Raw genomic sequence first — 12,417 nt, 5'->3', positions numbered from 1 at the left:
CCTCATGCTCTGTCTTTCAAATGCGGCGAGCCGACCGACGCGAGGTCTACGGCGGCCCGATTTCGGTTCTTCAGTCTCGAATCCATGGCTGCGCGCTGTGCGCCTTCCTTTTCAGCCATGGCGATGAGTTTTCCAGCAGCCTCTACACCTGACATGCCGCCGGCAACGGCTTCAAATAGCGAACTACCGCCTGGGAGCTTCCGCTTGGCGTTCACTTGCCCTGCGAGCGGGTGGGCCACGATACGATCGGCGGCCGCGGCCAGTTCGTAGAGCAGAGCTTCGTTGCCCTCTGAGATGTGCTCACCGGCTTGCCAGTTGTAGATAGCCTGCCTCGAAACTCCGAAGATCGATGCCAACTCAGTCACCGCTGGTTTCAAAGTGGTGCGCACATAAGACAACGCTTCTGCAGCTGTCCTCGGAGCAACTGCGGATTCAAGCTTGGCGTTGCCTTGAATTGATGCTCTGTATTCCCTGCTTTCTCGGCTCTCACGAGGCTGAGGTTGCGGTGCCAAGGTGCCAATGCACAAAGCGAAGGCAACGGTCAGTCCATAGCCCCAAGCTAACGCAGTGCTTCCTGTGGAGCGCTTGGCTTTCTCGCGTTCAGCTTCGAGATGCCGACTAGCGACATTGAAGGATCGGTCTGCCAGCCCCGGGCTTGGGGATGGTGCATACATCGTGTTCATAGGTTAACTCCATGCTGTCCGTGCGTGGTCCGTCACGGTCGCGTTAAAGAACAACTTAACGAGGTCGTGAAGGTGTTGGAACCTATCTCTAATTTCAGCCGAATCGTATTTTCGGCGCTCAGAAAAACTGGCGTCGACGTCTACGGTTGCATGCTGTCCATTGAGCTCGCTGAAGCGATGACCAATCTTGAGCGGGGCGGGCAATAGATCTGGTGGGAAGCGCAGCTCACTGTTCTGGACAATCACCCGCGACACCACCTGCCCAATGTTAGGAATGGTGGCCGACGACTCGGCAAACGAGTGGTTATACGTCAGCGGCTGTCCTTCGAACTGGTATACCTGTCCCAGGTCGAGTGAGGCAGGAGTACCCCACACCTCACGAGCAAGATACTGCTGCAAGGTTTCCCCTTCTGCAGGTACAACCGCATCAAGGTATCTCAGGCCTAAGCGCTCAAAATAAGCCAGGCCATCGACCGCTTCCTCCAAGATCTTCAGGCCTCGTTCCAGCTCGGCATAGAATTCCGGAAAGGTCTCGTATTCGGTGCAGCGGAACGATAGCGCACTCGGTTCCAGCAGAAAGCCTTGGGTGCCTTCGAGATTGGAGAACGTATAGCTTTCGATCTGCTGAACGCCCGGCTTGAAAGGTTGCGTGTCATCACCACCAGTAACTGCGCCAAAAGAGAACTGCATCTGCTGGGCACTGTTGAAATCAGGATAACCAGCCTTTCGCATGCGCTCCTGGATCGCCGGAAGGTAGGACTTCAGCGACAGCAGGGTGTTGTGACGCACCTGGCCGATGGTGAAGTAGACCGGGGCGTTTGCGTATTTCGTTCCCATCTCGATTACTCAGCTTGACACTTTGATTGACAGTTTACAGCTAGGTTTACACGCAAGCAAACGCTGAGGGGGCTTACGTATTCGTGACGCGCTACGACTGTGACTTAAAATACGTAATGAATTTCGGGGCCATCAGGAGAGATGGCACCTAGGACTTGAGATGACCGTTCGTCGCTTGCCTGCAATGCAGGCGTAAGCTGATTGGAATTTGGAGCTGCCGACAGAACGAAAGCAGACATCACGTCTGCCTTCGTATGGGAGGAGCATATCGCTGCAACGCTTAGTCGTGATCGACGAATCTGGAAGGCTAGTACTCAGCAGCGCGGCTTTCGGGCTCTGGCTTGTCGCATGCTTCGTCGTACCATGGCTGCCTATCGGTGTGCGACTTTGGTTCCAGATCGCTCAAGTGCACAGTTTTTCCCTCGATGGTGAAGCGCTGAGGGCGGAATATCGTTTCCACAGTCCCACAGATGAAGCGCCCTTTTGAGCTCTCTCGAACGTGGTCCAGTTCCATCTTTTGATCTGCTTTGAGCGACTTGAACTCATCCGAAGCTCGGAGAGCCTTTTCGGCCTTGCTCGCCAGAGTAAAGCCACACCCCGCCATCGTTACGGCGATGGCGGAAAGCAACAGCATTTTTCTCATTTCAAGCTCGAATCAATTTCGGGGCTTATAACCAAACACAATAGTGGCCATGCGTCAAAGCTGCCGTTGAGAAATCTATTCTTGTCGCCTCCATTGAAGGATGGACAAGCTTGAGCCTGCGGGGAAATATGGGCGCTTTGCTGTAGACGTCACTAAAGTCGTCGCATACGCCCATGACAAGCGAGGTTCTGGAAGTAGCTATGATTTGCGTTGATTGCGTGAAACCAGCTGTTCTTAAAGGGTTGTTCGGCTCGTCCGGGACCGAGGCTGACTGCAGGTATTGTGGCCGGCACGGCCATACGATCGCAGCGCAGCAGCTGTTCGACTACGTTTACGAACGTGTCGTTGAGAATCTCGCCGGCAAGGATGACCTGTCCAACTACGAACTCGGCTTGCTTTATGAATGCGGATCGGACGACATCGCCGTCGAGGGAATCGATATCGTCCTGTCCGAGTGGTTCAATCTCGGCGATGAGCCGTATTTCGACGACCTGTGCGATGGCGTTCCAGCGGAATTTAGGATTGATGACCAGGGGAGCGAAACGCATTTCTACGGTGATGATGGGACGTTGGAACTGAACTTCTACGAGGAAAAATGGGACAAGTTCGTTGACGATGTTCATTACAAGCATCGCTATTTCAATACCGGAGCCGACAAATTTCTCGATTCCGTCTTTTCGCTGTTAGTGACCGAAGACAGTTTGTTGAAGCCGGAGGTGGTGCGGACCTTCGCGCAAGGTGAGCTGCTCTATCGTGCCCGACTCGCTCAGACCCAAAAGCAGGCGGAGGAAATCATCGGTGATCCTGCCAACCAGTTTGGCCCCACGCCTAAGTATCTGGCCAGCAGCCAAAGGATGACTCCGAATGGCATTTCTGCCTTGTATTGCGCATTGGAGCGAAAGACCTGCCTCAGCGAGATTTGATCCATCACTGGTGATCATGTGGTCAGTACTGCTCTTACACCCATCAACGAACTGAAACTGCTGGATCTCACCGTAATGAACCGCGTAGAGCCCCCAACTCTTACGTTGCTGGATGGAGGCTTTCGCGATTCGTTGCATCGGAAGGTGTTCCTGGGGTCTTTAGTGAAGAAGATGTCCCGACCCAAGGCGCGAAACGACGAGTTGAGCTACCTGTCAACGCAGGTCGTCTTCGAATATCTTCGGCTGCGTTTCGGCAAGTACGTGGATGGACTGGTGTTCCCCTCCGTTCAAACCGGCGAGCTAGGGACCAACGTGGTTCTTTTTCCGGAAGCCAGCCGACTATCATACGAGCCTCCGGCGGATTTTGACCTGGCTTACGGGCCTGCCCCAAAGGCCGTGCCAGCGGTTAACCGATTTGGGCCGCCGGCTAAGCTCATGGTCGTACCCGACTCAATCCGGTTCCACAAAGTCACTGCAATCGAAACCAAGGCTAAGGAGTACGACAATCTTTACGGCCTGTTCATGAGTGAACTGAACCGCAAGCGCCTTGGGCCGGCCTTCTATTGAGAGTGATTGGGGAAGTCTGCCGTCTCGTCCATAAAGGTCGGGAGCAGATCTCAACTGTAAGCCCCCGTGAGGGGGCGGTACATCTATCGACCCCGTGCCTGCTAGGGAGGATGGTCTAAATTTTAGGCTCAAGCCGCCTCATAACGATCGGTTAAATCGGACCAGACCCCTTCGGAGGGAGAAGTGCATCTTTGAGGCACAAGCAAGAGGCGAACTTTTTGCTAACCACTGAAGGGGCAAAGCCCCCTTCCCGCACATCTGGCCTAATACTCAAATGATTGGTCTTCTAACTCTGGCTGATCGCAGGCTTGGTCGTACCAGGGCTGCATATCCCCAAATGGAGACTTTGGCTCCATTCCAGTCAGGTGTATGTGTTTCCCATCGATAGTGAATCGTTGCAGTGGACTGAATGCCGTCTTAACGGTGCCACAGATGAAGCGACCTTTTGAGCTCTCTCGGACGTGATCCAGATCCATCTTCTCGTCGGCACTGAGCATTTGAAAGTCTCTCATGTCCCGTAGAGCCCTTTCGGCCTTACTAGCCAGCGTGAACCCGCACCCTGCCAACGTGACAGCGATAGCAGAAAGCAACAGCGTTTTTTTCATTTAAGGCTCAAGTCAATTCGGGGCTTATAACCAAACATAACAGGTGCTTAGCGTCAAAGCTGCAGCAATGAGATAGCTGATTTTTCTGCCGGCCGCTTCGTCTGCCCTTTCTGACAACTACCTGTGGTGAGGCTCCGGCCGTTACCAATCACAGCTTTGCCAGCAACTGCTGGAGTTTCTTTGTTGCATCACGTCCTGAGTATGCGCGGCTCAGCAAATCGGTGGACATGGCTTTGTACATGTCTACCGCCTGAGCCGATGACGTCACGCTAGCAATACCCACGTGCAGGTTAGGCAGTTCGCCCAGGCGGTAGGGGCTGACCGCTACATAGCTTGTGGTTTTCTGTTCGAAAATCTGGAACGTGGCGCTAGGGAGTGCCTCATCGATCAGATAAATGTTCGGATGATCACTGTTCGAATCCAGGATGCTGATCAGGTTCTCGATCTCTCGGCGGGCGAGCAGAGCCCGCTCCATGCGAACGCTGGTGGGCAAATCCAAACGACCTACCAGGCCAATATGGAGATACCGCTCAATCTGGCGCAGACCAACGATGGATTTGACCTGGAATTTCTGGCGGAAGAAGGTGGATTTCCGCTCGTCCAGGATACTCAGAATCTGGTCTTCCATCGCCTCTTGAGCATCGCTGAAAACCCGTGGCCTGGCCTCGTAGAGCATGGTTTTGAACAGCTCAGAATACTCAGGCGTTGTCAGAAGATAAGAGAACGGATCGAAGTAGGAGATGATGCTGCTGGACCTGGCCTCCAGCTGCCTCATGCGCTCGAAGTAACCCAGAGCATTGTCGAAGTACTCCGTGTCTGAACCAAGCAGGCTGGTCAGCGAGACCTTCAGCAGCTCCGCTAAGCGCTCCAGGGTTTCGAGTTTTACGATTTTGCCGAGTTCAAGTCGATAGACGGCAGCGCGCGAGATGCCGAGCTTCTCTGCGACCTGATCGGCGTTCAGCTGACGGCCAATTCGAAACGCCCTGAGACGCTCGCCGATTGCTTGGTAATCAATCTGGTTCACTGAGAATCCTTATCATTATTTGGTGACTGCGCGTGCCCGACCAGATCGGCTTGACGAAGCCTTGCTGCAAGTGTATCAATATTTAGACAGGCAAGGTTGTTCGTCTAAAAAATACAAAAAAAGGCCGGCTCATGTCTACTCAACCCCTCTCGCGCCGATCCGCGGTTAGGTGTTGCAGAACACACTCCGCACCATTTTGTAGCACTTCCTTGCCTGCTTGCTTGGCTTTGGTCCTAGGACCTGACAGCTAGGCAGATTTTTCCTGCCCAACTCGTAATAACAACAATCTGATTGGAGCTTCGATAATGAAGACCAGAATCGGCGTGCCCGTACTCGCGCTTTTTTTGACCCCAGCTGTCATGGCAGCCCAACCCCCAGCGTTCAGCGATACCTTCATTGGGTATCGTTACAGCAGCCATTTCTCCGATCCAGGCAAAAAGAAAGACGTGGCTAAGCACATCGCCCAGCTCACCCATGTCAGTACCTACGCGCTGGGCCAGCAGTTTGCGAACCTTGATGTATTCAAGTCAGATCACAATGACCCCAAAAAGGACAGCGACAGTGGCGCCACCGAGATCTATCTGACTTATCGCAATCAGCTGCAGTACGGCCGGATTTTCGATAAGCCCCTGGCCTTCGGCCCGTTCAAGGATGTCGCGCTGACCATGGGTTTCGACTGGAATACCAAGAACAACGCATTCCAGTCGCGCAAGCGAATGGTGGTGATTGGTCCAACCCTCAAGTTCGCGCTGCCAGCGGGTTTTCTCGACCTCAGCCTGTACTACGCACGGGAGTGGAATCACTGCGGCCTCGACAGCTGTGACCTACCAGGTAACCACTCATCGATGCTGTTCGACCCCTTCTACCAGCTCAACCTGACATGGGGTGTCCCGTTCACCGTTGGCAGTGTTCCGATGAAATTTCAGGGCTTTTACAGCTACAACACCGAGAAGGGTGACGACTACCGCAACAACCCCACCGCAGATGAGCAGCTGATGCGGACTTCCCTGATGATCGATGCAGGACAGCTCGTCGGGGCCAAGAAAAACGTGTTCTGGATTGGGCCAGGATACGAGTACTGGCGGAACAAATTCGGCAACCGGACGGGAGATGGGATTGATGTCGATGCGCTGTCAATCAACCTGGAATGGCACCTTTAATGCATCTGTTTTTTCTGCTTTCTGCATAATCTAAATATTTAGACAAAGGTGAAAGCTAGCAGTAACCTGTGGTCAGCCCTTGAGGTGCCGGCAGGTGGCGGTTCTGGCGGGTCCATGCGCCAGGTCGTCTAAAAAACAATGCAAAAACAAGAGGTAAAGCATGATGGCTTCGTCCGACAAGCTTCAAAAAAAGGATGCGTCACCGCGGAAGGCTTTGATAGCCAGCGTGACGGGTTATGCAATGGACGGCTTCGACTTACTGATTCTCGGTTTTATGCTGCCTGCGATCACGATCGGCCTTGCGCTGACATCATCGGAGGCGGGCTCGCTGGTGACTTGGACGTTGCTGGGAGCGGTGGCAGGCGGACTGATTTTTGGCCAATTGAGCGATCGCTATGGCCGGGTTCGAATGCTGACCCTGTGCATCCTGACCTTCTCCATCTTCACCGGTCTCTGCGCATTCGCTCAGGGCTATTGGGATTTGTTGATCTACAGGACCCTCGCCGGTTTCGGTTTGGGGGGGGAGTTCGGCATCGGCATGGCGTTGATCGCCGAGACCTGGCCGGCACATAGGCGCAACCGAGCCTCCTCTTATGTGGGCATGGGATGGCAAGCCGGTGTTCTTGCGGCCGCTCTTCTCACACCATTGCTTCTGCCTTACATCGGCTGGCGTGGCATGTTCCTGGTCGGTTTGCTGCCTGCCTTCGTTTCTCTAATTGTCCGTCACACGATGAGTGAGCCGGCTGAGTTCGTGAAGGCTGCAGCTGATCCTGTTCCGTTTGCTCGGCGATTCACTGACCTTTTCAAAGACCGGCAGACCACCAAGGCCAGTATTGGGGTGATGGTCCTGACTTCTGTGCAGAACTTTGGGTACTACGGCCTGATGATCTGGATGCCTAGCTACCTGTCCAAGAAATTCGGCTTTTCGCTCATGGCATCTGGTACCTGGACTGCGGTCACTGTGCTGGGTATGGCATTCGGGATTTGGCTGTTTGGCCAGCTGGCGGATCGCTTTGGCCGTAAGAAGATGTTCCTGCTCTACCAAGCAGGTGCAGCGATTATGGTCATTGCGTATGCCAACCTGGATAACCCGACAGTAATGCTGTTCGCCGGCGCGATCATGGGGATTTTTGTGAACGGTATGATCGGCGGCTATGGGGCGTTGATCTCTGATCTCTATCCAGCGCAGATTCGAGCCACGGCCCAAAACGTGCTCTTCAACATTGGCCGGGCTGCAGGCGGATTCGGTCCATTAGTTGTTGGGGCTGTAGCGCTTCATTACTCCTTCACTGCCGCGATCATGCTGCTCTCGTCGCTGTACGTCGTGGCGATGGCCGCTACTGTCTTTCTGCTTCCTGCCTGTCAGAGCGAACAGCTGAAAAAGGCTCAGCCGGCTTAATCGAAGCCGGCTATCAGCCTGCTACGCCTGATTCGTATCAAAAATTAGACAGAATGATTTGGCTGCAGTAGATTCACCCCATGTAATCCCTGAAACACTGCTTTGCCTGCCGCCTCCACGCTGAGGCGGCAATTTATATTGACCATGCTGTATAAAAAATTAGACAAATGCGAGGCCACCCAAAATGAACGTGATTTCCGGTTGCTGCCAGGCCACTGCCATCACCCCCCCTAACGACACGTTGGCGGTCGTCATCTCCAACGAATGGGTCAACGATGAGTACAAGCGCCTAGTGCTTCAAGCCGACGGTGCTGCATGCCAGTCGCTGCCGGGGCAGTTCTTCAACCTGCTGTGCCCTAACGAAGGAGACAACAAACCGTACTTCCGCCGACCAATGAGCACCTACAAGGCCGACCCCAGCAATGGCCAGGTCGAGTTTTTGTACAAGGTGACCGGCAAAGGTACCTACGGTTTGGAAACGCTCCGCGAAGCGCAAACGTTGGAGATTCTGGGCCCACTGGGAAAGGGCTTTGACCTGGACTCTTCCTGGGATCACATGATCATCGTGGCTCGCGGTGTTGGTTTGGCAACGCTTGCACCACTGGCAGAAGCTGCGCATCAGCTGGGTATCCGACTGACTGCCGTGCTGAGTGCCCGCAGTGAAAAAAGCCTGCTCTCGCGTGAGCGATTCGCCTCCCTCGGCGCAGACGTACAGGTTGTCCTGGACGAAGACGGTAGCAGCGCACCAGACCAACTGGAGCAGCTGCTGAGACAGATCATCGCTCGTGAAAAGACCAACGCACTCTTTACCTGCGGCTCCAAGCGACTGACCCGCCTGCTGAAAAAACTCAGTGCGGAGCTTGGCCTGGTAGGCCAAGTGGCACTTGAGCAGCAAATGGTGTGTGGCCTGGGGATGTGCCAGTGCTGCGTCGAAGTGTTCGAAGTCGACGGTCTCAAAGTCGGTAAGCGGGTATGTCTTGAAGGCCCGGTGTTCGACCTGGCGGAGGTGGTGTGATGATCGATCTCAGCGTACAAGTCGGCGGACTGCGCCTGAAAAACCCAGTAATGCCAGCTTCGGGCACCTTCGCAGAGGAGCTGACTCATCTGCTGGATTTCAACCAACTCGGCGCCTTGGTCACCAAAACCATCACTTCGGAAAAGCGAACCGGAAACCCGATGCCACGCGTATGTGAGCTGGCGGATGGGATGATGAATGCGATCGGTATCCCAAGTAAGGGCGCAGATCTGTTCATCGACAAGGTCGTTCCCTTCTACCGGGATTTCGATTCGCCGCTGATCGTGAGCATCTCGGCTCCAACGGCTCAAGGCTTCGCCGATCTGGCGGCTAGGCTGAGTGACGTGCCAGGCGTGGCAGGTATCGAAGCAAATATTTCCTGCCCCAACCTGGAAGCTCACGGCCAGTCCTTTGGTATGCAGGCCGAAAGTACCCGTAACGTTGTCGCAATGATGCGCCAGGTCACTTCCCTCCCGCTGTGGGTCAAACTCACCCCTAATGCTGGTGAAGTTGTACCCGTTGCGCTGGCAGCGCAAGAATCCGGTGCTGATGCCGTGGTGGTGGGTAATACGCTGCTCGGGCTCTCCATCGACATCGAGCGCGGTCGTGCAAGGCTCGGAAATTTCATGGGCGGTATCTCGGGTGCAGCTATTCGGCCGCTCATGGTTCGTCTGACCTACCAATGTGCCCAGGCTCTCGAAATCCCAGTCATTGGCTGCGGTGGTATTTCCACGGCCGATGATGCTCTGGAGTTCATCTATGCCGGCGCATCGGCTGTCCAGGTGGGTACGGCAACCTTCCTTCACCCCAAGACCATGAACACGATGGTGGGTGAGTTGGCTGCCTTCTGTCAGCGTAAAGGCGTTTCTTCTATTAGCTCGCTGATCGGAGCTCTGGATGACTCACCTGCAGAACCCTTCGGAGCACTGCCATGACTACCCAATGGCGTGAGCAGGCCGAAAAGCTGTTCAACGATGTCGCATCACTGTCCCGTGATCCCCACGAAGGCATTACTCGGGAGAGCTACGGCCCGGGCGAAAACGACACCATCGCTTACTTGACTGATTTCGCATTGACGCATGGTCTTGATGTGGTGCCTGACCGCGCCGGCAACGTGATCTTCAAGCGCAAGAACGACAATGGTCAGCCTGCTTTGTGGTACGGCTCGCACCTTGATTCCGTTCCTCAAGGCGGTAATTACGATGGGCTGGCCGGCGTTGTGGCTGGTCTGCTTTGCCTGTGCCGAATGGATCAGGAAAAAGTGGAGACGGCGCAACCCATTCGCGTAATCGGCTTGCGAGGCGAGGAAAGCGCCTGGTACGGCAAGTCATACATCGGATCGCGGGCGCTGTTTGGTGGGCTGACTGATCTGGACCTTCGCCTTACCAACCGCTTTAGCAAGCGCACACTTGCTGAAGCCATGGAAGCGGTGGGCGCAGACCTTGAAGCAATCAGGCGCCAAGAGTGGCTCATCGATCGCTCGCAGTTTGCCGGCTACCTCGAAATCCACATTGAGCAAGCCGAGTCGCTGGAGCGTATGGGGCAAGCTCTGGGCGTGGTTCCCGGCATCCGCGGAAACTTCCGTCATAACCAGGTTCGTTGCCTGGGTGAAGACGGCCACTCGGGTGCCGTCGCTCGCGAAGACCGCCACGACGCCGTATTTGCCGTGAGTGAGCTCGTTGCTCGAATCGACGAGCTGTGGAGTGAATACATTGCGGCCGAGCGCGACCTGGTGGTTACCGTCGGTACCCTGGGTACTAATGCTGCACACCACGCTGTCTCGCGTATCCCTGGCGAAGTCAGCTTCAGCCTCGAAATGCGCAGCCTGCATCATGAAACGCTTGAGGCGTTTTATGCGGCCGCGCTGGCCGAGGCCAAAGTAATCGAAGAATCTCGTCAGGTCCGCTTCGAATTCGACAAGCGAATCGATACCGCCCCCGCAGCCATGCATGCTCCCTGGACAGACGTTTTCGTTCGACAGGCCCGTGATAAGGGCTGGAAAGGCGTTCTCACACCTAGCGGTGCAGGCCACGACGCAGCGGTTTTCGCAAACGTCGGCATCCCTAGCGCAATGATCTTTATCCGTAACCAGCATGGGTCTCACAACCCTCACGAAGCAATGGGGTTGGATGACTTCCTGGCGGCGACAGAGGTGCTGTATCTCTCAACGTTGGAGCTGAAACCATGACCATGCGAAATGATTCTTGGCTGATTCGTAATGCAACCCTGGTCAACGAAGGACGTCGTTGGGTCGGTGATCTTCGAGTGCGAAATGGTCGCATCGATGCTATCGGCGAAGCCCTCGAACAACTGCCCGGAGAGGAGCTGATCGACGCTACTGGCCTGTGGCTGCTGCCGGGAATGATCGATGATCAAGTCCACTTCCGGGAACCTGGCTTGACCCACAAGGCTGACATCGCAAGTGAGTCTCGCGCCTGTGCAGCTGGTGGTATCACCAGCTTCATGGAGATGCCGAACACAAAGCCAGCCGCACTGGATCGTGCAACTCTGGAGGCGAAGTACGATATTGCTGCTGGATCGAGTGTCGTCAACTACGCCTTCTACATGGGTGCCTGCAACGACAACCTGGGCGCAATTCGTGAGATCGACCCGGCCAGCACACCTGGCCTGAAGGTATTCATGGGCGCCTCGACCGGCAACATGTTGGTCGACAATCCAGAAGTGTTGAACGAGATCTTCCGTGTCTCCCCGGTGCCGATCATCACGCACTGTGAAGACACTCCGATGATCAACGCGGAACTGGAAAAAGCCAAAGCCCGCTTCGGCGACGACATTCCCGCACGAGAGCACCCGCTGATTCGTTCACGCGAGGCATGCATCAAGTCTACTCGGCTGGCCATTGAATTGGCGCGTAAGCACGGTACTCGACTCCACGTGCTGCACATCTCCACCGCTGAAGAGCTTGAGCTGTTTGAACCAGGGCCAATCGCAGGCAAGCGCATTACCGCTGAGACCTGTGTGCATTTCCTGCACTTCACCGAGCACGACTATGACCGTTTAGGTTTCTTGATCAAGTGCAACCCGGCTATCAAATCTGCACGTGACCGGGATGCCATCGTGAAGGCGCTGGCTGAAGGCCGCCTCGACGTGCTGGCTACTGACCACGCGCCGCACCTGCTTGAAGAGAAACAAGGCAACTACAGCCAAGCGCCGTCAGGTATTCCGCTTGTCCAATATGCACTCCAAACCGCCCTGGAGCGTGTATTCAAAGGAGAGCTGACGCTCGAACGACTGGTTGAAGTCGTGAGTCATGCGCCGGCTGAGCTGTTCCGGGTGAGCCGCCGCGGCTACCTCCGCGAAGGCTACGCTGCTGACCTGGTTCTTGTTGATCCTCAGCGTCCGCACTACGTGACCAACGATGAGGTGCTTTCCAAGTGCGGCTGGACGCCTTTCGATGACACCGCATTCTCTTCGAGCATCGTCGCCACTTTTGTAAATGGTGAGCGTGTGTGGGATGGGTCAGCGGTAGACGGTTCGGTACGCGGCCAGCGGCTTTCTTTCACCCCCCGCGCTGACCGTGCTTAGTGAAACAACAAGAGG

The 12,417-nt window shown here is 55.2% G+C and carries 12 protein-coding genes; 8 read left to right on the top strand and 4 right to left on the bottom strand.

What is annotated here, in order from left to right:
* Positions 1 to 2: 2 nt before the first annotated feature.
* The 3 genes from APH35_RS09115 to APH35_RS09105 form a co-directional block, all read right to left on the bottom strand.
* Positions 3 to 683 (bottom strand): hypothetical protein, encoded by a 681-nt coding sequence (locus tag APH35_RS09115; protein ID WP_060514601.1) that lies wholly within the window; start codon positions 681 to 683, stop codon positions 3 to 5.
* 3 nt (positions 684 to 686) lie between these two features.
* Positions 687 to 1,520 (bottom strand): TIGR04255 family protein, encoded by an 834-nt coding sequence (locus APH35_RS09110; RefSeq protein WP_060514600.1) that lies wholly within the window; start codon positions 1,518 to 1,520, stop codon positions 687 to 689.
* 307 nt (positions 1,521 to 1,827) lie between these two features.
* Positions 1,828 to 2,163 carry a hypothetical protein gene (locus tag APH35_RS09105; RefSeq protein WP_156341201.1) on the bottom strand — a complete coding sequence of 112 codons (336 nt, stop codon included), beginning with the start codon at positions 2,161 to 2,163 and terminating at the stop codon, positions 1,828 to 1,830.
* A 200-nt stretch (positions 2,164 to 2,363) separates the two neighbouring features.
* Between APH35_RS09105 and APH35_RS29320 the strand changes: the two genes are divergently transcribed.
* Together APH35_RS29320 and APH35_RS29315 are read left to right on the top strand one after the other, a co-directional pair.
* Positions 2,364 to 3,086, top strand: coding sequence for a hypothetical protein (locus tag APH35_RS29320; RefSeq protein WP_256213736.1), 723 nt, complete (start codon positions 2,364 to 2,366; stop codon positions 3,084 to 3,086).
* A gap of 18 nt (positions 3,087 to 3,104) precedes the next feature.
* Entirely contained in the window at positions 3,105 to 3,653 is a 549-nt protein-coding gene (locus tag APH35_RS29315) for an RES family NAD+ phosphorylase (RefSeq protein WP_256213735.1), read from the top strand.
* A 753-nt stretch (positions 3,654 to 4,406) separates the two neighbouring features.
* Here the strand turns inward: APH35_RS29315 and APH35_RS09090 are convergent.
* Positions 4,407 to 5,282, bottom strand: a complete 876-nt coding sequence (locus APH35_RS09090) for a helix-turn-helix domain-containing protein (RefSeq protein ID WP_060514597.1) — start codon at positions 5,280 to 5,282, stop codon at positions 4,407 to 4,409.
* A 305-nt stretch (positions 5,283 to 5,587) separates the two neighbouring features.
* Between APH35_RS09090 and APH35_RS09085 the strand changes: the two genes are divergently transcribed.
* The 6 genes from APH35_RS09085 to APH35_RS09060 all read left to right on the top strand — a co-directional run bounded on the left by APH35_RS09085 (position 5,588) and on the right by APH35_RS09060 (position 12,402).
* Positions 5,588 to 6,442, top strand: a complete 855-nt coding sequence (locus APH35_RS09085) for a hypothetical protein (RefSeq protein WP_060514596.1) — start codon at positions 5,588 to 5,590, stop codon at positions 6,440 to 6,442.
* A gap of 160 nt (positions 6,443 to 6,602) precedes the next feature.
* A complete protein-coding gene (locus APH35_RS09080; protein ID WP_060514595.1) occupies positions 6,603 to 7,841 on the top strand; it encodes an MFS transporter in 1,239 nt (412 codons plus the stop codon).
* 184 nt (positions 7,842 to 8,025) lie between these two features.
* Positions 8,026 to 8,856: a dihydroorotate dehydrogenase electron transfer subunit gene (locus APH35_RS09075; protein WP_060514594.1), complete on the top strand. Its 831-nt coding sequence runs from the start codon at positions 8,026 to 8,028 to the stop codon at positions 8,854 to 8,856.
* Positions 8,856 to 9,791 carry a dihydroorotate dehydrogenase gene (locus APH35_RS09070; protein WP_060514593.1) on the top strand — a complete coding sequence of 312 codons (936 nt, stop codon included), beginning with the start codon at positions 8,856 to 8,858 and terminating at the stop codon, positions 9,789 to 9,791. Before APH35_RS09075 ends, APH35_RS09070 begins: the two co-directional genes overlap by 1 nt.
* Positions 9,788 to 11,044 carry a Zn-dependent hydrolase gene (locus tag APH35_RS09065; RefSeq protein WP_060514592.1) on the top strand — a complete coding sequence of 419 codons (1,257 nt, stop codon included), beginning with the start codon at positions 9,788 to 9,790 and terminating at the stop codon, positions 11,042 to 11,044. The genes APH35_RS09070 and APH35_RS09065 overlap by 4 nt, the downstream gene beginning before the upstream one ends.
* Positions 11,041 to 12,402: a dihydroorotase gene (locus APH35_RS09060; protein WP_082425732.1), complete on the top strand. Its 1,362-nt coding sequence runs from the start codon at positions 11,041 to 11,043 to the stop codon at positions 12,400 to 12,402. Before APH35_RS09065 ends, APH35_RS09060 begins: the two co-directional genes overlap by 4 nt.
* The last annotated feature ends 15 nt before the right edge of the window (positions 12,403 to 12,417 follow it).

Origin of the sequence: Pseudomonas sp. NBRC 111132, from assembly GCF_001320565.1 — a bacterium.
Taxonomy (GTDB): domain Bacteria; phylum Pseudomonadota; class Gammaproteobacteria; order Pseudomonadales; family Pseudomonadaceae; genus Aquipseudomonas; species Aquipseudomonas putida_P.
The sequence above is the reverse complement of the archived record's forward strand: the minus strand, read 5'-3'. Positions and strand labels throughout refer to the sequence as shown.

Bases quoted from the DNA above. Each gene is read 5' to 3' on its own strand.
- APH35_RS09080 (WP_060514595.1), top strand. From the start codon at position 6,603: ATGATGGCTTCGTCCGACAAGCTTCAAAAAAAGGATGCGTCACCGCGG.
- APH35_RS09065 (WP_060514592.1), top strand. From the start codon at position 9,788: ATGACTACCCAATGGCGTGAGCAGGCCGAAAAGCTGTTCAACGATGTC.
- APH35_RS09115 (WP_060514601.1), bottom strand. From the start codon at position 683: ATGAACACGATGTATGCACCATCCCCAAGCCCGGGGCTGGCAGACCGA.
- APH35_RS09085 (WP_060514596.1), top strand. From the start codon at position 5,588: ATGAAGACCAGAATCGGCGTGCCCGTACTCGCGCTTTTTTTGACCCCA.
- APH35_RS29320 (WP_256213736.1), top strand. From the start codon at position 2,364: ATGATTTGCGTTGATTGCGTGAAACCAGCTGTTCTTAAAGGGTTGTTC.
- APH35_RS09060 (WP_082425732.1), top strand. From the start codon at position 11,041: ATGACCATGCGAAATGATTCTTGGCTGATTCGTAATGCAACCCTGGTC.
- APH35_RS09110 (WP_060514600.1), bottom strand. From the start codon at position 1,520: ATGGGAACGAAATACGCAAACGCCCCGGTCTACTTCACCATCGGCCAG.
- APH35_RS09070 (WP_060514593.1), top strand. From the start codon at position 8,856: ATGATCGATCTCAGCGTACAAGTCGGCGGACTGCGCCTGAAAAACCCA.
- APH35_RS09105 (WP_156341201.1), bottom strand. From the start codon at position 2,163: ATGAGAAAAATGCTGTTGCTTTCCGCCATCGCCGTAACGATGGCGGGG.
- APH35_RS09075 (WP_060514594.1), top strand. From the start codon at position 8,026: ATGAACGTGATTTCCGGTTGCTGCCAGGCCACTGCCATCACCCCCCCT.